This is a genomic window from Cellulosimicrobium marinum (assembly GCF_020551945.1).
GTDB lineage: Bacteria > Actinomycetota > Actinomycetes > Actinomycetales > Cellulomonadaceae > Cellulosimicrobium > Cellulosimicrobium marinum.
The window spans coordinates 335,283-357,055 of the sequence record NZ_JAJBZH010000002.1 but is presented as its reverse complement, the minus strand read 5'-3'; the positions used below and the strand labels follow the sequence as shown (position 1 = coordinate 357,055).

At 74.4% G+C, this 21,773-nt stretch carries 16 protein-coding genes; 3 read left to right on the top strand and 13 right to left on the bottom strand.

Annotated features, from left to right (window positions below; all coding sequences use genetic code 11):
• The first annotated feature begins 191 nt into the window (after nucleotides 1-191).
• Nucleotides 192-1,412, top strand: coding sequence for a glycoside hydrolase family 3 N-terminal domain-containing protein (locus LGQ04_RS05475; RefSeq protein WP_229242689.1), 1,221 nt, complete (start codon nucleotides 192-194; stop codon nucleotides 1,410-1,412).
• A 7-nt stretch (nucleotides 1,413-1,419) separates the two neighbouring features.
• Here the strand turns inward: LGQ04_RS05475 and LGQ04_RS05470 are convergent, their stop codons facing one another.
• The 12 genes from LGQ04_RS05470 to LGQ04_RS05415 form a co-directional block, all read right to left on the bottom strand.
• Complete coding sequence (locus tag LGQ04_RS05470; RefSeq protein ID WP_229242688.1) at nucleotides 1,420-1,704, bottom strand: hypothetical protein; 285 nt, start codon at nucleotides 1,702-1,704, stop codon at nucleotides 1,420-1,422.
• An 11-nt stretch (nucleotides 1,705-1,715) separates the two neighbouring features.
• Nucleotides 1,716-2,981 (bottom strand): inorganic phosphate transporter, encoded by a 1,266-nt coding sequence (locus LGQ04_RS05465; RefSeq protein ID WP_229242687.1) that lies wholly within the window; start codon nucleotides 2,979-2,981, stop codon nucleotides 1,716-1,718.
• Nucleotides 2,982-3,125: 144 nt separating this feature from the next.
• The gene (locus LGQ04_RS05460; RefSeq protein WP_229242686.1) at nucleotides 3,126-4,760 is read right to left on the bottom strand and encodes a hypothetical protein; all 1,635 of its coding nucleotides are present in this window, start codon (nucleotides 4,758-4,760) and stop codon (nucleotides 3,126-3,128) included.
• Between the two features lie 73 nt (nucleotides 4,761-4,833).
• Entirely contained in the window at nucleotides 4,834-5,634 is an 801-nt protein-coding gene (locus LGQ04_RS05455) for a hypothetical protein (RefSeq protein WP_229242685.1), read from the bottom strand.
• Entirely contained in the window at nucleotides 5,631-6,551 is a 921-nt protein-coding gene (locus tag LGQ04_RS05450; protein ID WP_229242684.1) for a hypothetical protein, read from the bottom strand. The genes LGQ04_RS05455 and LGQ04_RS05450 overlap by 4 nt, the downstream gene beginning before the upstream one ends.
• Nucleotides 6,548-8,905 (bottom strand): S9 family peptidase, encoded by a 2,358-nt coding sequence (locus tag LGQ04_RS05445; RefSeq protein ID WP_372469967.1) that lies wholly within the window; start codon nucleotides 8,903-8,905, stop codon nucleotides 6,548-6,550. The genes LGQ04_RS05450 and LGQ04_RS05445 overlap by 4 nt, the downstream gene beginning before the upstream one ends.
• Nucleotides 8,906-8,991: 86 nt before the next feature.
• On the bottom strand, nucleotides 8,992-10,653 hold the full coding sequence (locus LGQ04_RS05440; RefSeq protein ID WP_229242683.1) for an outer membrane protein assembly factor BamB family protein: 1,662 nt from the start codon (nucleotides 10,651-10,653) through the stop codon (nucleotides 8,992-8,994).
• A gap of 18 nt (nucleotides 10,654-10,671) precedes the next feature.
• Nucleotides 10,672-11,391 (bottom strand): ABC transporter ATP-binding protein, encoded by a 720-nt coding sequence (locus LGQ04_RS05435; protein WP_229242682.1) that lies wholly within the window; start codon nucleotides 11,389-11,391, stop codon nucleotides 10,672-10,674.
• Nucleotides 11,378-12,439 carry an ABC transporter ATP-binding protein gene (locus LGQ04_RS05430; protein ID WP_372469965.1) on the bottom strand — a complete coding sequence of 354 codons (1,062 nt, stop codon included), beginning with the start codon at nucleotides 12,437-12,439 and terminating at the stop codon, nucleotides 11,378-11,380. The genes LGQ04_RS05435 and LGQ04_RS05430 overlap by 14 nt, the downstream gene beginning before the upstream one ends.
• A complete protein-coding gene (locus tag LGQ04_RS05425) occupies nucleotides 12,436-13,749 on the bottom strand; it encodes a branched-chain amino acid ABC transporter permease (RefSeq protein ID WP_229242681.1) in 1,314 nt (437 codons plus the stop codon). The genes LGQ04_RS05430 and LGQ04_RS05425 overlap by 4 nt, the downstream gene beginning before the upstream one ends.
• Nucleotides 13,746-14,804, bottom strand: a complete 1,059-nt coding sequence (locus tag LGQ04_RS05420) for a branched-chain amino acid ABC transporter permease (protein ID WP_229242680.1) — start codon at nucleotides 14,802-14,804, stop codon at nucleotides 13,746-13,748. Before LGQ04_RS05420 ends, LGQ04_RS05425 begins: the two co-directional genes overlap by 4 nt.
• A 117-nt stretch (nucleotides 14,805-14,921) precedes the next feature.
• Complete coding sequence (locus LGQ04_RS05415; RefSeq protein ID WP_229242679.1) at nucleotides 14,922-16,175, bottom strand: branched-chain amino acid ABC transporter substrate-binding protein; 1,254 nt, start codon at nucleotides 16,173-16,175, stop codon at nucleotides 14,922-14,924.
• 714 nt (nucleotides 16,176-16,889) lie between these two features.
• Between LGQ04_RS05415 and cspE the strand changes: the two genes are divergently transcribed.
• Both cspE and LGQ04_RS05405 read left to right on the top strand, forming a co-directional pair.
• Nucleotides 16,890-17,093 (top strand): transcription antiterminator/RNA stability regulator CspE, encoded by a 204-nt coding sequence (gene cspE / locus LGQ04_RS05410; RefSeq protein WP_024841308.1) that lies wholly within the window; start codon nucleotides 16,890-16,892, stop codon nucleotides 17,091-17,093.
• A 213-nt stretch (nucleotides 17,094-17,306) separates the two neighbouring features.
• A complete protein-coding gene (locus LGQ04_RS05405; RefSeq protein WP_229242678.1) occupies nucleotides 17,307-18,068 on the top strand; it encodes a hypothetical protein in 762 nt (253 codons plus the stop codon).
• Between the two features lie 15 nt (nucleotides 18,069-18,083).
• Here LGQ04_RS05405 and LGQ04_RS05400 read toward each other — a convergent pair whose 3' ends face one another.
• A complete protein-coding gene (locus LGQ04_RS05400) occupies nucleotides 18,084-21,758 on the bottom strand; it encodes a TM0106 family RecB-like putative nuclease (RefSeq protein WP_308016353.1) in 3,675 nt (1,224 codons plus the stop codon).
• Nucleotides 21,759-21,773 lie beyond the last annotated feature (15 nt).

Sequence of the window (21,773 nt, the reverse complement as noted above, 5' to 3'; positions counted from 1 at the left end):
TGAGGACGCCGACGCGCTGTGGTACTAGTGACGCTCCCCTGAGGACATCATGACGCGAGTTCTGGTGGAACGCTCGTCACATCTGGCGCGCAACGGTGCAGATGGTGCGGCGCCGGGACCTTCGGACGGCGCCCGGAGGACGTCGGTCCGGCTCGGCTACGGTGGCTCGTGGGATCCCCGGAGGTGGTGCCGTGACGGCTCGCGCACGTTCCACGTGGATCGTCGTCGCGCTCGTCGCGACGGCGGCCGCGCTCGCCGCCGTGGCCTGGTTCGCCCTGCGGCCCGACACCGCGCCGACGCCCCCCGCCACGACGCCCGGCGACCCCGCGCCGTCGTCCACCGCGCCGTCCTCCCCCACCCCGCCGACCCCGTCCTCGCCCCCGCCCGACCCCCTCGCCGGCTGGACGCTGGAGCAGAAGGTGGGCCAGCTGCTCATGGTGGGCGTCGACGTGGGCGCTCCCCAGCAGGTCAGCTACGACGCCGTCACCGGGCACCACGTGGGCAACGTGTTCCTCGCCGGGAGGTCCGAGGCGGGGGTGGCGGCGACGCGCGACCTGGTCGACGGCTTCACCCGGCTCGTCTCCCCGGAGACGACGCAGGACACGCCCCTCGTCGTCGCCACCGACCAGGAGGGCGGCTACGTCCAGGTGCTCCGCGGCCCGGGGTTCTCGCAGATCCCGACGGCGCTCGCCCAGTCGGGGCGCGACCCCGCGGCGCTGCGGGAGGACGCGACGGGGTGGGGCGCCGAGCTCGCCGAGGCGGGCATCACCCTCAACCTCGCGCCCGTCATGGACCTCGTGCCCGAGCAGTCCGCCGCGCAGAACCCTCCGATCGGCTACGTCGAGCGCGCCTACGGGTACACGCCGGAGACGGTGACGTCGCACGCGACCGCGTTCAGCGCCGGGATGGAGGCGTCGGGTGTCGACGTGACCATCAAGCACTTCCCCGGCCTCGGGCGCGTCACGCGCAACACGGACACGGACGCCGGCGTGACGGACGACGTGACCACGCGTGACGACCCCTCGGTCGAGGTCTTCGCCGCGGGGATCGACGCGGGCGCCGCGTTCGTCATGACCTCGACCGCCGTGTACACCCGCATCGACCCGGACCTCCCGGCCGCGTTCTCCCCCGTCGTCGTCGAGGGGATGCTGCGCGACGACCTCGGGTTCGAGGGGGTCGTCCTCACGGACGACGTCTCCGCCGCCGCCCAGGTCCAGCCGTGGACGCCCGCCGAGCGGGCGGTGCTCACGGTCGAGGCGGGCGGGGACATGGTCCTCGCGTCGGCCGACCCGACGGTCGTCGCGGAGATGGCCGACGCGCTCGTCGAGCGGGCGTCCGGCGACCCGGCCTTCGCGGCGAAGGTCGACGCCGCCGTCCTGCGGGTGCTCGCGGCGAAGGAACGGTTGGGCTAAGGGCCCGTCAGTGCCCGCCGTTGGCGAGGAACACGATCCCGCCGGCGATCGCGAGCACGACCACGAGGAAGCAGATCCCCGCCGCGACGATGCGCCCGTTGGACGCACGCTCCACGGCGACGACGTCGCCCGTGGGCGTGAGCTGGGCCCCCTCGGTGTCGACCGCGACGCGCGTCGTCCGGCCGGCGGCGAGGCGGACGCCGAGGGCGAACAGCGCAGGCAGGCCGGCGCCGAGGACCAGCCCGGCGACGACGACCTTGAGCAGGGAGTCGATCTCGATGAACTCGGACACGGTGCTTCCTCTCAGACGCCGGCGCGCTGACGCGCACCCTGCGGCTCGGTGGTCGACGGCGCGGTGCCGGGCTCCGGGGCGCCGGTGGCGGCGACGGCGGGCGCGACGGCCGCGTCCGCGAGGGCCGGCTCACGCTCGGTGGCGGGCGCCTCGGCGCCCTCCTCCCAGTCGTCGTTGACGTTCTTGTGGTCGATCGGCTTGCGGCGCGACGCGACCCAGATCGCGAGCGAGGACGCGATGAGGATGCCGAACACGACCGCGGTGCCGAGCGCCCCGCCGATGCCCGACTGGATCCAGAAGCACAGCGCACCGACGATGCCCGCGGCCGGGAGGGTGAGCCCCCACGCGGCGAGCATGCGGCCCGCGACGCCCCAGCGGACCTTCGCGCCGGGCATCCCGACGCCCGAGCCGAGGATCGAGCCGGTGGCGACGTGCGTCGTCGACAGGGAGAAGCCGAAGAAGCCCGACATGAGGATGACGGCCGCGGACGACGTCTCGGCGGCCATGCCCTGGCGCGAGTCGATCTCGACGAGGCCCTTGCCGAGCGTGCGGATGATGCGCCAACCGCCGAGGTAGGTCCCGAGCGCCATGAAGAAGGCGCAGGAGAAGATCACCCAGAAGGGGACGCCCGAGTCGGCGGGGACGGCGCCGCCCGCGATGAGCGCGAGCAGGATGATGCCCATCGACTTCTGCGCGTCGTTGGTGCCGTGCGCGAGCGAGACGAGCGACGCGGAGCCGACCTGGCCCCAGCGGAACGCGCGGTTGCTCGTGTCCTCGGGGACGTCGCGCGTGAGGCGGGCGACGAGCCAGGTGCCGACGCCCGCGACGCCGATCGCGACGAGCGGTGCGAGGAGGGCGGGGATGAGGACCTTGGAGGCGACACCCGTCCAGATGACGCCGGACGTCCCGACGGCGGCGAGCACGGAGCCGACGACGCCGCCGATGAGGGCGTGCGACGAGCTCGACGGCAGGCCGAGCAACCACGTCAGCAGGTTCCAGGTGATGCCGCCCACGAGACCGGCGAGCACCACCTCGAGGGTGATGACCTCGGCCTCGACCAGGCCCTTGGCGATGGTCGCGGCGACGGCCAGCGACAGGAAGGCGCCGACCATGTTGAGGACTGCCGACAGGGCGACGGCGGTCTTGGGCTTGAGGGCTCGTGTGGCGATGGAGGTTGCCATCGCGTTGCCCGTGTCGTGGAAGCCGTTGGTGAAGTCGAAGGCGAGGGCCGTCACGACGACGAGCACCAGCAGGATCGTCTCGGTCACGTACTCCATGGTGGGGTCGCCCGACGACCGCCGACGACCATCCTGTGGATTCTTCGGCCACTGTTCACCGACCGTTCATCCACCGTTCGAAGCCCTGTTCGAACAGCACGGACGAACGTCCGCGGCCCCCGGGACGGACGCCTCCTCCGCAGGTCAGGCCGCCGTGCTGCGCAGCGTCGCGTCGAGCCGTTCCACCGCGCGTGCCACCTGCTCGCGGCGGGCGTCGTCGCGTTCCGCCGCGGCACGCACCGCGGCCCGCGCCTCGACGATCTCGGCGTCGAGCCGTTCGCGCTCACGGCGCACGTGGTCCCGCTGCCCGGCCGCCCTGGCGGTCCCGGCGAACCACTGCCAGACGGCGACCACCGCACCCCCGATCGCGGCGAGCCACCAGGCCGGGGCGACCGCCACGGCCAGCACCACCCCGGCCACGGCGGCGACCGCCGCACCACCGACGACCGCCCACGAGACACCCTGCACCGGGCGCGCGTCGAGCTCGGCGAGGGCCGCGGCAGCGGCGCTCGACCCGTCCTCCGCCGGCGTGACCTCGATCGTGCGTCCGGCGAGCCGCAGCGTGCGCGTCGGCGCGGGCTCGGCCGCGAGGCGGTCGGACACCTCGACGGCCGCGGCGCGCAGGTCCTCGGCGACGAGCGGTGCGACGAGCCGCGCCCGCGCGACGTCGGTCCCGGACGCGTCGTGGGCCAGCAGGTCGACGAGCGGGCCCGCGGCGGCGGACCACGCACGCTCCGCCTCCGCGGGCGCGCGGCCGACCTGCACGCTCAGCGCGTCGGCGCGGTCGAGCAGGTCCCGCTCCACGGGGGCGCCCTCGTCGACGAGGGACGCCACGACGTCCAGCAGGTCAGGCTCCGCGCCGGCCTCGTCCCCCGCGCTCGTCCCGGTGCTCGCCTCGGTGCTCGCGGACGGCCCGGCGGTCTCGGTGACGTCGGCGAGCGCGTCGGCCCAGGCGGCCCAGGCGCGCACGGCGGCCGACTCGGCCTCCCCTCCCGCGGTCCCCCACGCGTCCCCGCCGCCGCCGAGTGCGGGCGGCGCGGCGAGCAGCCGCCCGCGCAGCCGATCGTGGCCCGCCGCGTCGAGGAGGTCCACGCGCCGTCGCAGCGCATCCCGCACGACCGCGTCGCCGTCACCGCCCAGCGCGCCCGACGCGGCCGCGACCCACAGCGCGCGCTCCACCACGGTCACCTCCGGCTCGGCCGCGTCCCGCGCGTCGCCGCCCGCCCCGTCCGCGGTGCCCCACCGCGCGTCGGGCAGGGCGTGCGCGTCGAGCACCACGGGCAACCAGGCCGAGGCGAGACCCGGGAAACCCACGAGGGTGCACACGGCGACGAGGTACGCCGCGGCCCGACGGCGGTCGCGCAGCAGAGCCTCCTCCGCCGCCTCCGCGTCGAGCACCCCGTCCCGCGCGTCCGCGACCGCCAGCACGGCGGGCACGAGCCAGTACCCGGGGACGTCGACGAGGTCCGGGGAGCGGCGCAGGTGGGACACGTCGCCCTCCCCCGCGACGACGGCACGCGTGAGCGCCCGCGCCGCGTCCCGCGCACGGCGCGCGGGCGTGAAGAGCGCCAGCTCCTCGCGCACCTCGCCCAGCTCGATGAGCGCGTTCACCAGTCCCTGCAGCACGTCGACCCGGCTCGACAGGTCACCCTCGAGCGAACGCAGCCGACGGTTCAGCGCCGCCTCGCGCGAGCGCGCCATCGCCGCCTGCGCCTCCAGTTCCTCCGAGAGGGCCTGCATGTTGCCCTGGTCGCTGCGCCAGGCGCTGTACGTCGACATGCGCGCGAGCGTACTCGGCGACACCCCGCCGTCGAGGGGGAGAACTCCCCCGCGCGGAGGTCCGGCGCCGCCGTCAGGTCGCGGCGTCGTCCGGTGCCTGGTCGTCGCCCTGGCGGCGTGCCCGGACCCGGCGGACCCACGACACCGCGAGCGAGGCGAGGATCGCCCAGACGAGGACGCGGACGACCCACAGCAGGAGCGGGTAGCGGACCGTGTAGTCGCCGGGGAACCCGAGGAGCCCCGCTGCCGCGACCAGCCACGACCCGCGGCCCGTTCCCGGCTGGTCGAGCGCGATCCCGCCCCCGAGCACGATGACGGTGAGGACACCGAGCCCCGCGGCCCCTCGGAGCAGGCCCGTGCCGTCCGCGCGTCGGGTCCGGTCGTCATCGTGCCGGACGAGCGTGACGACGCCGCGCACCGCCATCTCGACCGGGGCGAGCAGGGCCGGGGTGGCCAGCACGCCGAAGCCCGCGGCGAGCACGAGGAGCAGGAAGAGCAGCCACGCGGGGGCGCCCTCCCCGTCGGCGTCGAAGGTCCCCGCGGCGATCCACGGCACGAGCACGAGCCACGTGAGGACGGGCGACGCGGCGACGAGCCAGCCCGCCCGCGCGGGGACCTCGCGCTTCACCTTCCGCGACCCCGGGCCCATGACGAGGATCCACAGGACCCGGATCCCGAGCATCACCTGGACGCCGAGGGCGATCATGACGCCGTAGATCGCGGCGGTGACCTCGTCCGCGTCGGGACGCGCGGGAAGACGCGCCATGAGGACCGCGACCACGACGAGCTGGACAGCCACGAGCACCACCTCGGCGATGCGCACCCGCCGCACGTCGCGGCGGCGCACGGCGAGCGCGTCGTCGATGGTGCTCACCGCGCCGCGCCCGCGTCGTCGTCCGGACCCGCGGCCTCGCCCCGCAACCGCTCCTCGCGCGCCCGGAGCGCGCGCTCGCGGCGCTCCCCGATCGCGTCGGACGTCAGCGCGGTGAGCGGTTCGACGCTCGCCCGGGCCTCGGCCCGCTCCGCCTCGACCTCCGCGCGGTGCTCCCGGGACTGCGGACGCGTGCGCACGACGCGCGGGCCGTCGACCAGGACGGCTCGCCCGTCGGCGTCGTACTGCGCGACCCGGCGCTCCCGCCGGGCCGGGCGTGCGCGCTCGTGGCGGAAGCGCCACACCCACCGCCGCCGCAGCAGCACGGCGGACCACGCGTACGCGGTCAGCCCGGCGACGGCGACCGCGACCCGCAGGGCGGGCACGGGGAGCAGCGGCAGCGCCGCGACGCACACGAGCACCCAGCCGAGGCCCGCCGGGAGCGCGGGAGCGAGCTCGCGAAGGAGAGGCTGCCAGCCGCACGCGGCGAACCGCACGAGGGTCGTCGTGCGCGGGGTCGCGTGCTCCGGCTGGAGCGGCACGGGGACGCCGTTCGGCGGCGGCCCGACGGTGGTGCCGTGCGCCGCGGCGCTCGTGAACGACAGCGGCTCGTCGCGGTACCGGGGCCGCAGCGACCGGCCGAGGTGGACGAACGACAGCGCCGCGAGCGGCCACGTCGCGCACGACAGGTACCAGAACACGGGGCCGGCGAGCACCATCGCGACCGGGGAGAGCACGACCCACCCGACCGCCGGGTCGGGGTCGGCGAGGACCTGGTCCCCCAGCGGTCGGTCCTGCGCGACGACCGCCGCGACCGGCGGGAGGAGGTAGAGCGCCAGCAGGGCGAGCGCCGCCGCCGTCCACACCAGCCCGACGAGCAGGTACCCGAACGGCCGCAGGACCAGGCGTGCCGGGCTCATGCCTGGTCGTCGCCCGCGGCGTCGGCGAGGCCGAGCACGTCGAGCACCCACGCGTCCTCGTACGCGACCTCGCGCCAGCTCTCGTACCGGCCGGAGACGCCCCCGTGGCCCGCGTGCATCTCGATCCTCAGCAGCGCGGGCGCCCCCGCGGCGCGCAGCCGGGCGACCCACTTCGCCGGCTCCACGTAGAGCACGCGCGTGTCGTTGAGCGACGTGACGGCGAGGATCCTCGGGTAGTGGGACGCGTCGTCGGGCACGTTCTCGTACGGGGTGTACGACCGCATGTACCGGTAGACGTCGGGGTCGTGCAGCGGGTCGCCCCACTCGTCCCACTCGACGACGGTGAGCGGGAGGGAGGGGTCGAGGATCGAGGTGAGCGCGTCGACGAACGGCACCTGGGCGAGGACGCCCGCGAACAGCTCGGGGGCGAGGTTCGTCACCGCGCCCATGAGCAGCCCGCCCGCGGAACCGCCCTGGGCGACCATGCGCTCGGGGCTGGTCCACCCGGTCCCCACGAGGTGGCGGGCGACCGCGACGAAGTCGGTGAACGAGTTCTGCTTGGCGAGCGTCTTGCCGTCGTCGTACCAGGGGCGCCCCATCTCGCCGCCGCCGCGCACGTGCGCGACGGCGAACACGACGCCGCGGTCGAGGAGCGACAGGCGCGCGACGGAGAACGCCGGGTCGATGCTGATCTCGTACGACCCGTACCCGTACAGCAGGAGCGGCGCGGGCTCGGCACCCGTGCCGGTGGCGTCGAGGCCGAGCGCGTCACGACGCCACACGAGCGACACGGGCACCTGCGTCCCGTCGTCGGCGGTGGCCCACTCGCGGCGCTGGACGTAGTCGGCGGGGTCGAACCCGCCGAGCACGGGCTGGCGCTTGAGGAGCGTGAGCTCGTCGGTCTCGACGCGCAGGTCGTAGACGGTCGCGGGCGTGACGAAGCTCGAGTGCGAGAGCCGGACGGTCGGCTGGTCCCACTCCGGGTTGGGACCGAGGCCCGCGGTGAACAGCGGCTCGTCGAACGCGACCTCGTGCACGTGCCACGGCTCGCCCGGGGCGGCGGTGTCCCCGGTGCGGACCGGCGTGGGCAGACCGACCGGGCGGGGCGCCGTCGTCACACGCAGGTCGACGACGCCGACTCGCGCGAGGGCCTCCCGGCGGTAGGACAGCACGAGGTGGGACGCGAACGCGTCGACGCCCTCGAGCCGCGTGGCCGGGTCGTGCGGGACGACGACGGTCGCGTCGGCCGGGTCGAGGGGCGTCGCGCCGCCGTCGGTGCGCCCGGGGACGTCGGTCACGGCGAGCTCGAAGTTCACGGCGCCGTCGTTGTGCAGCACGAGCAGCACGTCGCGCCGCTCCCCCGCCGAACCCGACGTTGCTGTCGTTCTCGCCGTCTTTCCGCCACCTTCCTCGTGCTCGACGGCGGGCAACCACGTGCTCGGCACGACCGCGTGCTCGACCGTGTACTCGACGCCCTCGCGCCGCGGCCACACGACGCGCGGCGCACCCGTCGGGTCGTCGGCGTCGACCAGCCACGTCTCCGACGTGATCTTCGACCCCAGCTCGATCTGCACGAACCGCTGCGAGCGCGACACCCCGACGCCCACCCAGTACCGCTCGTCCGGCTCCTCCAGCACGACGACGTCCTGCGTCGCGGGCGTCCCCACCTCGTGGCGCCACACGCGCCACGGCCGCCACGCGTCGTCGACCGTCGGGTAGAACAGGTACCGCCCGTCCGGCGAGAAGACGGCGCCGGGGAACGTCCCCGGGACCACGTCGGCGAGGTCCTCGCCGGAGGTGAGGTCACGCACGCGCAGCGTGTACCGCTCGTCGCCGACGACGTCCGTCGCGTAGGCGAGGTACCGGCCGTCCGTCGAGACGTCGAACGAGCCGAGCGAGAAGAAGTCGTGCCCCTCCGCCTCGACGTTGTCGTCCAGCAGCACCTGCTCGCCGGGGACCGGGACGCCCGGCTCCAGCACGGGCGGGACCCACGCCGACGGCGCGTCGCTGCCCGACGACGCGTCGATCGGCGCGCGCGCCCGGATCGGGTACTGGCTGCCCTCGACGGTCCGCGAGTAGTACCAGAACGCCCCCTGGCGCACGGGCACCGACAGGTCGGTCTCGAGCGTGCGGTCCTTGATCTCGGTGAAGATGCGGTCGCGCAGGCCGGCGAGGTGCGCCAGCTCGCCCTCGGTGTACGCGTTCTCGGCCTCCAGGTGCGCCACCACCTCGGGCGACTCCTTCTCGCGAAGCCACTCGTAGTCGTCGGTCACGGTCTCCCCGTGATGGGTCCGCGAGGTCGGGCGGCGGTCGGCGCGCGGGGCGGACGGGGTGCGGTCGGCATCCATCGGCATCCGGCCAGGGTAGTGGGGTCCGGGCGTCCCGCCCGCCGCGCGCGAAGGGACCGCGCCCGACAGGGCCGAGCCCGACGCGACCGAGCTCAACCGAGGCCCACCACGCCCTGCTCGCCGAACCCGACGAGCCTGCCCGCGACGCTCAGGTATCCCCAGGTCTCCGTGGACGACTCGGTCGTCCACCGCACCGTGCCGTCCATGAGGTCGACGGCCATGAGGGACGACCCGCCGTCCATCGCCCCCGACAGTGCGAAGAGCGCGGTCTGCCCGTCCGTGAACGCCTGACCGACCTCGAACGACGCGAGCTCCGGGTCGTCGCTGCGGTCCAGCGACCACCGCTCGACCCCCGTCTCCGCGTCCAGACCGATGATCCGCATCGGGGCGCGGACCACCACCGTCTCTGCGGTCGCGACGAGGACGGTGTCGGGCGAGCCGGTGGTCCCGTCCTCCCACAGCAGCGCGCCGTCGGCGGAGTGCGCCGCGAGGTCCGTGCCGCTCGAGACGAACCACAGGTCCGACCGCCCGTCGGTCGCCCGCGGCGGGAGGATCAGGCCGTCCGCCTCCCATACCACCTCCCCGGCGGCGTCGAGCACCGCCGACAGGACCGGCGCGCCCGACGAGTCGAAGAATCCGTTGCTCCCGCCGTACAGGGTACTGCCGCCCGAGGCGTCGCGCAGGTACCCGTCGCCCAGGGGAAAGGCGAGGTCCAGCGACGACGCCGGGTCGTCCGCCCGCACGCCGTCCTCGGTGAACGACGCCCGGACCCCGCAGCCGTTGAGGTGCACCACGCCGTCGGTCGTCGCGGCCCACAGCTGGTCGAGGTCGACGGTCATCTCGTCACCGTCGTCGGACGTCGTCCACTGCACGCACTCGTACCCCTCGCCCCCCGGCTCCGTCGCCTCCACGGCCGCGGCCCACCGCAGGCCCCCCGAGGCGACGTCCTGCACCGCGACGACCGCCGCGGCCGGTTCGCCCTGCACCGGGGGCATGCCCGTACCCTCGTCGAGCGCGAGCACGTCGCCCTGGCCGGCGGGCACGGGACCGGCGCGGCCCGCCCACAGCACCGCGCCGTCGGGCCCCGACACGGGCGGCAACCAGCGGACCGTGCCCGCGTCGGGCAGGTCCGCGCCCAGGTCCGCCGGCGGCACGACGTCGGCGCGGGCCTCGACCGACCCGTCGGCCGCGACGACCGCCGCCCCGACGGCGACGTCCGCCGAGCGCAGAAACATGCCCTCGAGCGGCTCGCCGATCCCTTCGACGCACACCAGGCGGTCCGGGGCCGCGATCGCCTGGCTGAACCACTCCCCCATCGGCGAGCACACCGCCGACGCCTCCATCGGCACGCGCCACGCCTCCTCGCCGTCCGCGAGGTCGTACCCGACGACGTCGTCGCCCTCGGTGACGACCAGCGCGTCGGGGAGCACGGCGAACGCCGTCGCCGAGAAGTCGAGCTCCCGCTCCCACACGACCTGCGGCGGGCCGCCGATCGACGTGACCCCGCCCGGGGCCGCGCGCAGGCGCGCGTCCGCGGCGCGCTGCGCGACCGCGTCGACCGTCACCATGCCGCCCAGCACCAGCGCACCCGCCGTCACCGACGCGAGAACCACCCGGCGCCGACGACGCCGCGCGGCCGGGTCCGGACCGGGAGCCACCTCGTCGTCGGGCGCGTCGAGGTCGTCGTCGAACGTGTCGTCGACGAGGTCGAACGTGTGGACGTCGGAGGAGGCCGAGCGGCGTCGCAGGGGCACGGGACGATCGTAGGGGCGTCACGCCACCCCGAGGTACGCCTCCTTGATGCTGGGGTCGGCGAGGAGCTCGCGCCCCGCACCGGTGCGCACCACCTCGCCCGTCTCCAGCACGTACGCACGGTGCGAGCGCGACAGCGCCTGCTGCGCGTTCTGCTCGACGAGCAGCACCGTCGTGCCCTGCGCGTTGATCTCCGAGACGATCCGGAAGATCTGCTGGATGACCATCGGGGCGAGGCCCATCGACGGCTCGTCGAGCAGGAGCAGCCGCGGGCGGGCCATGAGCGCGCGCCCGATGGCGAGCATCTGCTGCTCGCCGCCGGACATGGTGCCGCCCACCTGCTCCTTGCGCTCCGCGAGACGCGGGAACAGCTCGAACACCCGGTCCAGGGTCTCGTCGTGCTCCGCCTTCGACGCGAACGTGCGCGCGTACGCGCCCATCTCCAGGTTCTCGATCACCGTCATGCCGGGGAAGATCCCGCGGCCCTCCGGCGCCTGCACGATCCCCTCCAGCACGCGCAGGTGCGGCTTCATCCGGGTGACGTCCTTGCCGTCGAACACGATCCGCCCCCGAGCCAGGGGCCGGATGCCGGAGATCGCGCGCATCGTCGTCGTCTTCCCGGCGCCGTTCGCGCCGATGAGCGTGACGAGCTCGCCCTCCTCGACCGAGACCGTCACCCCCCGCACCGCCTCGATGCGCCCGTAGGCGACCGTCACGTCGTGCAGCTCAAGCAGAGGCATCGCCGCTGCCCCCTTCCGTGCGGGTGGTCGAGTCGTCCGAGCCGTCGTCGGCGATCTCCTCGTCGGGGACGCCGAGGTACGCAGCGATCACCTTGGGGTCGTTGGTCACCTCGTCCGGCGTGCCGTCCGCGATGACCCGCCCGAACTCCAGCACCACGATGCGGTCCGTCACGCCGCGCACGAGCCGCATGTCGTGCTCGATGAGGAGCACCGTGTACCCGTCGTCGCGGATGTGGCGGATGAGGTCCATGAGGGCCTCCTTCTCCGCCGGGTTGAAGCCGGCCGCCGGCTCGTCGAGGCACAGGAGCTTGGGCTCCGTCGCGAGCGCACGGGCGATCTCCAGACGCCGCTGGTCGCCGTAGGACAGGTTGCGCGCCTTCTCCGTGGCGCGGCCCCCGACCCCGACGAACTCCAGCAGCGCCATGCCGCGGTCGATCGCGTCCCGCTCCTCGCGCCGGTGGCGCGGCAGCCGGAACAGCGCGCCCGGCACCGACGTGCGGTGCCGTGCGTCCGTCCCGACCACGACGTTCTCCAGCGCCGTCATCTCGTTGAACAGGCGGATGTTCTGGAACGTGCGGGCGATGCCGCGCTGCGTGATCTGGTACCGCTTGAGCTTGCCGACCGGGTCGCCGTCGAACACCACCTGCCCCGACGTGGGGCGGTACACGCCGGTCATCGCGTTGAACGCCGTCGTCTTGCCCGCGCCGTTGGGGCCGATGAGCCCGAGGATCTCCCCGCGCCGGATCTCGAACGTCACGTCGTCCAGCGCCGTGAGGCCGCCGAACCGCATGGTGACGTTCTCCATCTGCAGCAGCGGCTCACCCATCTTGGCGTGCACCGCGCGGTCGGGCGCGACCATCGCGTCGACCAGCTCGGCGTCGGCCAGCTCCGGCCGCACCGCCTCGACGTCGACGATCACCGGCTCGGAGACCACCGCCCCCGGCATGTAGGCGTCGGCGCGCGAGGAGTCCGCGCGGCCCGACGCCGCGAGGTGCTCGTCGCCGTGCTCGCCGCCGGCCCCGATGCCGCCCGGGTCGTGCGTGCTCATCGGGTCTCCTCCCCGCTCGTCGTGCCTGTCCCCGCCCGTGTCAGTCCCTGCGCCGCTCTCCGGGCGGCGACGTACAGCTCGCGCCCGTAGGTGAGGAGCTTCTGCCGGACCGGGATCAGCCCCTGCGGGCGGAAGATCATGAGCACGACGAGCGCCAGCCCGAAGAACAGGTACCGGTAGCTCGCGATCTCGTTGCCGTTGATCGGGATGCCGAACAGCTCGGTACGGCCCAGGAAGAAGTTCGGCACGTACACGATGATGAACGCCCCGAGGATGACGCCCAGCTTGTTGCCCTGGCCGCCGAGCACCACCGCGCACAGGAACAGCACCGAGTTGATGACGTTGAAGTTCGTCGGGATGACGAACTGCACCTGCCCCGCGTACAGGGCGCCCGCGACGCCGCCGATCGACGCCCCGATGACGAACGCCCACAGCTTGAAGCGGAACGTGGGGACGCCCATGATCTCGGCCGCGTCCTCGTCCTCGCGGATCGCGACCCAGGCGCGGCCGACGCGCGAGCGCTCCAGGTTCCCGACGAACAGGAGCGAGATGACGATGAACACGAGGCTCACCCAGTACCACCAGACGCCCGAGTTCAGCGTCCCGCTCGCGTTGCCGGCGGAGAACACGCCGTTCGGCAGGTCCTCCGTGACACCCAGGCGCGGGTAGGCCACGCCGCGCAGGCCCTGGCCGCCGCCCGTGAGCTCGTCGAGGTTGTCGGCGAGGAGCCGGACGATCTCGCCGAAGCCGAGCGTGACGATCGCGAGGTAGTCGCCGCGCAGGCGCAGTGTCGGCGACCCGAGGATGAGGCCCGAGACCGCCGTGATCGCGACGGCGATCGGCAGCACCGACAACCACGCCCACTCGGTCTTCAGCCACTCGTCCGTCTGGTTCCACGGGCTGTCCGGGCTCGTGAGGATCGCGACCGTGTACGCGCCGATGGCGTAGAAGCCCACGTACCCGAGGTCGAGCAGGCCCGCCTGGCCCACCACGACGTTGAGGCCGATCGCGATGAGCGCGATCATGCCGAACTGCGCCATGACGCCGCCGAAGTTCGTGCCGACGGTCGTCAGGACGGGGATGTTGAGGATCGGCACGAGCGCGAGGAAGAGGAAGAACGGCACGCCGACCAGCCACTGCGTGGGCCGCGCGAGGGCGTCCCACCAGAGGCGGAGGCGGTCGCCGACGCCGCCGTGCGGGCGGTCCTTCGTCGGGACGCGGCCCGCCGGGGGCATGGTCGTGGGCCGTGCGGCCGTGCCGGACTCGCCGGGCTCGCCGGCGGGCTGCGGGGACGGTGTCGACGTGCTCATGCGCGGGCCCTCCCCAGCGACTCCCCGAGGATGCCCGTCGGGCGGAACATCAGGACGACGATCAGCAGGACGAACGCGACGACGTCGCGCCACTCCGTGCCGAACACGACCTGGCCGTAGTTCTCCATGACGCCGAGCAGCAGACCGCCGAGGAGCGCGCCGCGCAGGTTCCCGATACCGCCGAGCACCGCGGCGGAGAACGCCTTGATGCCGAGGATGAACCCGCCCGAGTAGATGATCCCGTTGGGCACGCGCAGCGTGTACAGCAGGGCCGCCGCGCCCGCGAGGATGCCGCCGATGAGGAACGTCAGCATGATGACGCGCTCGCGGGACACGCCCATGAGCGTCGCGGTCACGGGGTCCTGCGCGACGGCGCGGATGCCGCGCCCGAACTTCGTCCGGTTGATGAACAGGTCCGTCGCGAGGGCGAGGACCAGCGCCGAGAGGATGATGACGATCGTGACGTTGGTGACGCTGGCACCGCCGATCGTGAACTGCACCTCCGGCTGCACGAGCCGGATCGGCTGCTCCGCGTTCACGCCGCCCAGCTCGCCCCCCGTGAGCTTCGGCAGCACGAAGTGCACGAACTCCTGGAGGACGAACGACATGCCGATCGCGGTGATGAGGAAGACGAGCGCCGGGGCGCCGCGGCGGCGCAGCGGCCGGTAGGCCACGCGTTCCAGCCCGACGGCCGCGCCCCCCGCCACCGCCATGCCGCCGAGCATCGCGATGCCCAGGTAGAAGACGGTCAGCCCGACCCCCATGTCCCAGGCGTCGCCCATCGGGTAGAACCCGAGGAGCAGGAGCGTCGCGTACTGCCCGAACATGCCGAGCATGAAGACCTCGGAGTGGGCGAAGTTGATGAGCCGCAGCACGCCGTAGACGAGCGTGTAGCCGACGGCGACGAGCGCGTAGATCGCGCCGTACGTGAGGCCCTCGATGGTCAGGCCCCAGAAGTTGCGGCCGAGCCCGGCGAGGTTGAAGTCGATGAGCGACTGGTGGACGAGTGGACCGGCGGTCGCGCTGTGCATCAGCGCGTCAGCAAGGGCGGGCATGACGCTCCTTGGGGTGGCGTGCGGGATCGTACGAGGTCGTGGTCCGCGACGGGCGCCCCGCCCGGCCCGCCCCACCGGGAGGCGGGGCGGCCGGGCGAGGCGCCCGTCGTCGTCGGACTACTGGACCTCGTAGATCCAGATGAGCGCCGCGGAGAGCTCGCCCGTGTCGTCCCACTCGTAGGCGCGGGCCAGGCCCTCGCCGGAGTAGTTCGCCACGTAGTCGAGCATCCCCGCACGGTCGGTCACGCCCGAGGCGATGCCGGTGAGCATGATCGTCGCGAGGTCGTAGCCCTCGACGGAGTACACGCCCGGCGCCTGGCCGTTGACCTCCTCGTACGTCGCCGCGAACTCGTCCGGCGCGGGACCGCACGGGCAGGACAGGATCGCACCCTCGGACGAGCCGCCCGCCTGCGAGACGAACTGCGGGTCGTTCGTGCCGTCCGCCGAGACGAACGGGATCTCGACGCCGCCGTCGCGCAGCTGCTGCACGAACGGTGCCGCCTCCGCGTAGTAGCCCGCGTAGAAGACGGCGTCCGCCTCGGCACCGGAGATGATCTGCACCGCCGCGGAGAAGTCCTTGTCGCCCGTCTTCACCTCGGCGCCGCAGTCCGCGTTCGCGGCGTCGCCGAGACCCGACGTGATCTGCTCGGCGAGGCCGATGCCGTAGTCCGAGTTGTCGGTGACGACGCAGACGCTGCCGTAGCCGAGCGTGTCCGTCATGTACTTCGCGACGGCCGGGCCCTGCACGGCGTCGTTGGCGAGGCCGCGGTAGAAGGTGGACCAGCCGTTCGCCGTGAGGTCGGGGTTCGTCGCCGAGGCGGACAGGGACAGCAGGCCCGCCTGGTTGAACACGTCGCCCGTCGCCGCGGTCTCGCCCGAGAACGCCGGGCCGAGGAGCGCGATGACGCTGTCGTCGCCGACGATCTGCGGTGCGACCTGGGTGGCCTTCTGCGGGTCGCCCTCGGTGTCGAACTGCTTGATCTCGACCTGGCAGCCCGCGTTCGCCTCGTTGAAGGCGTCGACGGCGACCTGGGCGCCGTACAGGATGTTCAGGCCGAGCGCCGCGTTGGGGCCCGTGAGCGCGCCCGCCATGGCGATCGAGGTGCCCTCGGCGCACTCGGCGCTGCCGTCGCCCGCCGGGTCCGCCGCGTCGCCCGACGTCTCCGCCGGGACCTCCGCGCCGTCGACGTCGATCTGGACCGACGGGACGATGCTCAGCTCGCCCGACCCGCCGTCCTCGCTCTCCGTGGCCGTGCTGCCGGTCTCGTCGTCGCCGCCCCCCTGCTCCTGGGGTCCGCAGGCGGTGAGGACCAGCGTGGCGGCGAGGAGCAGGGCCGCGCCTCCGCTCGCCCGTCGTGCTGTGCGATGCATGCCAACCTCCGTGATCCAGATCCCCGAGGAGGCGGCGAAACCGCACCGCTCCGCGGCCGATCGATGAATTCAGCACTGAATTGCGTGCTGAATAGTGACACAGGTCACCCGGCCGCGAAAGCCACTTCCCGGACCCGCCGCCCCGGGCCCGCCGCGTCGCGGCAGGGCTCCCGGACGAGCAGATCCGCGCGAGCGGGCCCTTCTGCGTTCCTGGGTGACGCGACCGTAGGCGGCGCCCGTTTCGCGAGCCGCCGTGAGTTGTTACCGACTCGTAACGCGCGGGTCTCGCTTCGACCGCGTCCCGGGACGGACGTACCAGGACCGGCCCACGGCCCAGTGGTACCGCAACGTCGTGGCCGAGCCCCGTGTCCTCGTCCGCACCGGTGCACGACCGCCCGCCCGCGCCCTGGCACGGCCGCTGCCGCCCGACGGCGCCGCCCGCCTCCTCGACGAGCACGCCGCCCGGTCGTCGAGCTCGCCCTCGCCCCTCGCGGCGACACCTGACCGCGCGGCTGACCACTTTCCATAGCCAGGACGGGGCCCACCCTGTACGGTTGTGCGCGAGATTGCAGTGCCTCGCTTGTCCTCGCGCTGAGGTGACACCCTCGGGTGCACCCCGGCGGACCTTGTTACCCCAAGAGTTGACGACGAACACCGTGATGTACGCCCCCGCGACCGTGGGGGGTGAAGGTTGACACTCTTGAAGGAGTAACCATGGCTACCGGAACCGTGAAGTGGTTCAACAGCGAGAAGGGCTACGGCTTCATCGCCCCCGAGGACGGCTCGGCCGACGTGTTCGCGCACTACAGCGCGATCCAGTCGCAGGGCTTCCGCACGCTGGAGGAGAACCAGCGCGTCGAGTTCGACGTGACGCAGGGCCCGAAGGGCCCGCAGGCGGAGAACATCCGCGCCCTCTGATCTCGCCCGCGGCCACCGGCCGCGCACGCTGATCTGACGAGTGCCCCCCGACCTCCGGGTCGGGGGGCACCCGTGCGTCCGGGGTCGGCCACGGGACGTGCCGAACAGCGGTGGGGTCGCGGAACCGATCGACGGGCGTGCCCGTTCTCCCAGGGACAGGGTGGACGACGCCGGCACACCGCTCGGCGCACACGACGACCCCGGAGGCGAACCATGGGATTCCTCGACCGGCTCCTCGGCCGCGAACCGCGCGACGCACAGCAGGGCGTGCCCTCCCCGACGTCCGGCCCGGCGCAGTACCCGAGCGGGTACCCGGCGCAGACCGCACCGCAGGCCGACGCGCCCGCGTACGGCACCGCGGACGCCCCGGCCCCGCAGGCCCGGACGCCGCGCACCCCGGACCAGGTGGCGATCGACCGCTACCGGTACCTCCTGCGCACCGCGCCGCCGGACGCCGTCGAGCAGGCGCACGCGGAGGCGTTCGCCCGGCTCACGCCGGACCAGCGCCGTCAGGTGCTCGCGGAGCTGGGCAGCACCGTGCCGCCGGCCGAACGAGCACCCACCGACACCCCGCAGGACCTCGCCCGCATGGCGACGCGCGCGGAGATGCGCAACCCCGGCACGCTCGAACGGTCGTTCGGCGGGCGGCCCGGAGGCGGCGGGCCGGGCTTCGGCGCGATGGTCGGGTCGAGCCTGCTCGGGACGGTCGCGGGCGTCGTCATCGGCTCGGCCGTGGCGAACGCGATGTTCGGCCCGGCGTTCGCGGACCCGACGCAGCCCGTCGCGGAGGACGCCGCAGCGGCCGGTGACCCGGGTGCGGGCGAGGGCGGCGACCCCGGTGCCGGGGACCCCGGAGCCGGCGACCCCGGCGGCGCGGAGGCGGGTGCCGTCGAGGCGTCGGGCGCCGAGGGCGGCGACGGAGGGTTCGGCGACTTCGGCGGGTTCGAGGACTTCGGCGGCTTCGGCGAGTTCTGACCCCGCGGTCCCTCCCTACCCGGCCGGGCGTCGGTCCCCCAGTGCGAGGAACGCACCGAGCTCCTCCAGCCCGCGCGCGCTGTGCGGCAGGTCGTCGGTCAGGGTGGGCGAGCGCACGACGACGGCCGTCCACTGCGCGCGAGACACCGCCACGTTGGTGCGGTGGCGTGACAGCAGGAACCCGAGGCCGCGCGACGCGTCGCGTGCCGACGACGCGGCGAGCGTGACGACGACGACCACGGCCTGCCGCCCCTGGAAACGGTCCACGGTGCCGACCTGCACGTCGGGGTACCCGGCGGCGTCGAGCGCGGCACGTACGGCCCACACCTGGGCGTTGTAGGCCGCGACGACGAGGACGTCGTGCTGCGCGAGGGGCCGGCCCTCCTCCGCGCGGTCGACGTCCGCCGGGACCTCGTCCGGCGCCGACCACGACCGGCCGAGGAACCGGGCGACCTGGCGCACGACCTCGTCGGCCTCCTCGCGCGAACGGACCGTGTTGCCGGTGTGCGGCACGAGGACCTCCTCGACGCCGGGGGCGACGCCGTCGAGCAGCCGCCGGGCCGCGACGGGGTGGGCGTGCAGGCGGTCCTCGTACGACAGCCTGGACACGGCGGCCGCGAGGTCGGGGTGCATGCGCCACGTCCGGTCGAGGAAGTACCCGAGCTCGTGGGGAAGGACGCGGTGCCCGTCGGTGAGCCACCCCAGCACCGAGCGGTCCACGGGTTCCGGGTGCGTCCCCTGGCTCACCTGCGGCAGCTGCTGCGGGTCGCCGAGGAGGAGGAGCCGGTCTGCGGCGCGCGCCACGGCGACGGTGCTCGCGAGCGAGAACTGCCCGGCCTCGTCGACGACGAGGAGGTCGAGGGTCCTCGCGGGGAGCCGGTCCGCGGCGAAGTCCCAGGCCGTCCCGCCGACGACGCGGGGGCCGGGGCCGGTCGCGAACTCGGCGAGCGCGGCGCCGTCGAGCTCGGTGCACACCGCGGTCGGCGACGGGCCGTCGCCCGCCCGCTTCTTCGCGACGACCGCCGCGGGCACGCCTGCGGCGACGACGGCGCGCAGCATGTTCTCGACTACGGCGTGCGACTGCGCGACGACGCCCACCCGCCACCCCTGGGCGACGAGCCGCGCCACGACGTGCGAGCCGACGTACGTCTTGCCCGTCCCGGGCGGGCCCTGCACGGCGACGTACGACCGGTCGAGCCCGTCGACGGCGGCGGTGACGGCCCCGACGAGGTCGTCTCCCGCGGGGCGCGGCAGGTTCTGTCCGCCGCGGAGGCGCGGGGGTCGGCGCACGAGGAGGTCGGACGCGGCGTCCGGCGGCAGCGCGCCGGTGCGGCGCCACGTGTCGAGGGCGTGCCGGGCGGCCGCGGCGGCGGCCGCCTCCAGCGACGTGGTGGGCGGCCCGGGCGCGGGCGTGAGGGCCATGGGCAGGGCGTCGAACGGTTCGGCGCCGCGCCGGAGCTGCTCGCGCACGTGGAGCACGTCCCGCTCCCCCGTCGCGGTGGACCGGCGGCCCGCCCCGGTGACGGACGCGCCCGACGCCCAGCCCCGCACGCCGTCGGCCGACGTCTGCGCCCCGGGCGGCAGGGGCGCGTCGTAGAGCAGGTAGGGCGCGACGCCGGGCCGCACGTCGGTGCCCTCGGGGAGCCGCCCGACGAGCTCGAGGCGTCGCGAGAGGGTCTGCCGGCCGGGCTCGACCTCCCACGCGCTGACGACGTCGGCGTGCTCGACGAGGAACGCGTTGCGTCGGCCGGGCCACTCGTCCACCGGCAGGGCGAGGCGCGCGTAGTGCTCGTGCCAGAACGGCTTCGCCTCGCGCCGGTGGTACCCCACGGCCGCCCCGTACAGCGCGAGCCCCTGCGTCGTCGCGTCCCGCGCGGACCGGTCCTCCCCCACGACCGACCGGATCTCCGCCTCCAGCGCGAGCGCGGCCTCCCGCGGCCCGGGTTCGGACGGCGTGGCCGCGACGCGACCGGCGGGCTCGGAGGGCTCGGTCGGCGACCTCGTCGTGCCCGGTGCCACCGCACCCGACCCGGCCTCGCTCCGCGCCACCGCCCACCGCAACCACTCGAGCAGCCGCAGCGTGGACACGCAGTCGTACCGGTTGTAGTCGGCGATGCCCCGCAGGAGCTCGTCGGCCTCGGCGTGCCGCCCGGCGTCGCGCAGGTCGGTGTACCGGGCGTAGGCGACGACCGACGCGGCGGCGTCCTTGACGTCGCCGGTGCGCAGGTCGGCGCCCATGTAGAGCGGTTCGAGCTTCTTGATGGACCGTGACCGGTCGGAGGTGCGCAACGACGGGCGCACGACGGCGTAGAGGTCGACGAGGACGCCGTCGCGCAGGAGGTCGTCGACCTCCTCCTCGTAGACGCCGTGCCGGGCCGCGATGGACAGCAGGTGCGCCTTCTCGTAGTCGGCGTAGTGGTAGACGTGGAGGTCGGGGTGCTCGCGACGACGGGCGGTGACGTGGTCGACGAACGCGACGAGCGCGTCGCGCTCGGACGCGAGGTCGTGGGCCCACAGGGCGTGGAACGGGGGTTCGTCGTCGGGGGCGGCGGGCCGTTCGACCCAGCCGAAGAGGTAGTCGAGGCCGCGGCTCACCCCGTCCCCGTCGACCCAGAGCGGGTCGCCCTCGAAGTCGAAGAAGAGGTCGCCGGGGCTCGGCGCGGGCAGGGCGCGGACGGGTGCCGGGTCGTCGATGCGCCACGACAGCGTGTGGTCGCCCGCGCCGTCGGCCCATCGGACCGTCCCGTCGGCGGGGCCCGTGCCGAGCTGGAGCGCGGCCTGGTCGCGCAGCCGGGCGAAGGTCGAGGCGGGCATGCCGTCGGGGGCCTCGGTGGCGGCGGCGAGATCCTCGGCGGTGCGGATGCCGGCGGCGCGGAGGCGTTCGCGCTGGCGCTCGTACACGCCGGCGACGAGCAGGACGTCGCGCGTGGCCTCGACCTGCGCGGTGCACTCCTCGCACCGCCCGCACGCGTGGACGTCCGGGTGGTCCCAGGGTGCGCCGCCGTCGCGCGCGAGGTGGTCGGCGGACAGGCGTTCCAGGCGCGCGCGGCGCTGCCGGGAGACGGGCAGCAGGTCGGCGAGCCGGTGGGTGCTCCTCGCGCCGGTGCCGAGGACGAGCTCGACCTCGGGCTCCACGGCGAACCCGGCGCGCTGCAGCAGGTCCGCGGAGACGGCGAGCTGGAGCAGCGCGGTGACCTTCGCACGGCGCGCGAGCTTCGCGTCGACCACGGTCCAGCGGTGCGCGGCGTCGTCGCCCGCGCGCACGAGGAAGTCGGGACGCCCCTGCACCGTCCCGTCGAGGAGGACGCCCTGGTGCACGACGTCGGCTCCGCCCTCCAGCGCGGCGAGGGTGCGCGCGTGGGCGGCGACGAGCTCGTCCCACGACCCGTCGCGCGGCGGGTCGACGCGCAGCACCCCGCGGCCGGTCACCGGGTCGTACGGCCCGAACCGCTCCTCGTAGGCGGCGAGCACGGCCTGCTCGTGCCGGGCCCCGAGGGCGGCGGCACGGTCGAGCACCGGGTCCGCGGCGACGTCGGCGGGCGCCGTACGCCCGAGCCGGGCGTCGAGGTGGCGCAGGTACCGGTACTCGCACCGCGCGGCGACGAGGAGGTCGCCGGCGGCGAGGACGACGCCGGTCGGGGCGGGCGGCGTCGTGCCGCTCGCGGTGTCGTCGACGAGGAACACGCTCACCTCCGGGTCGCTGTC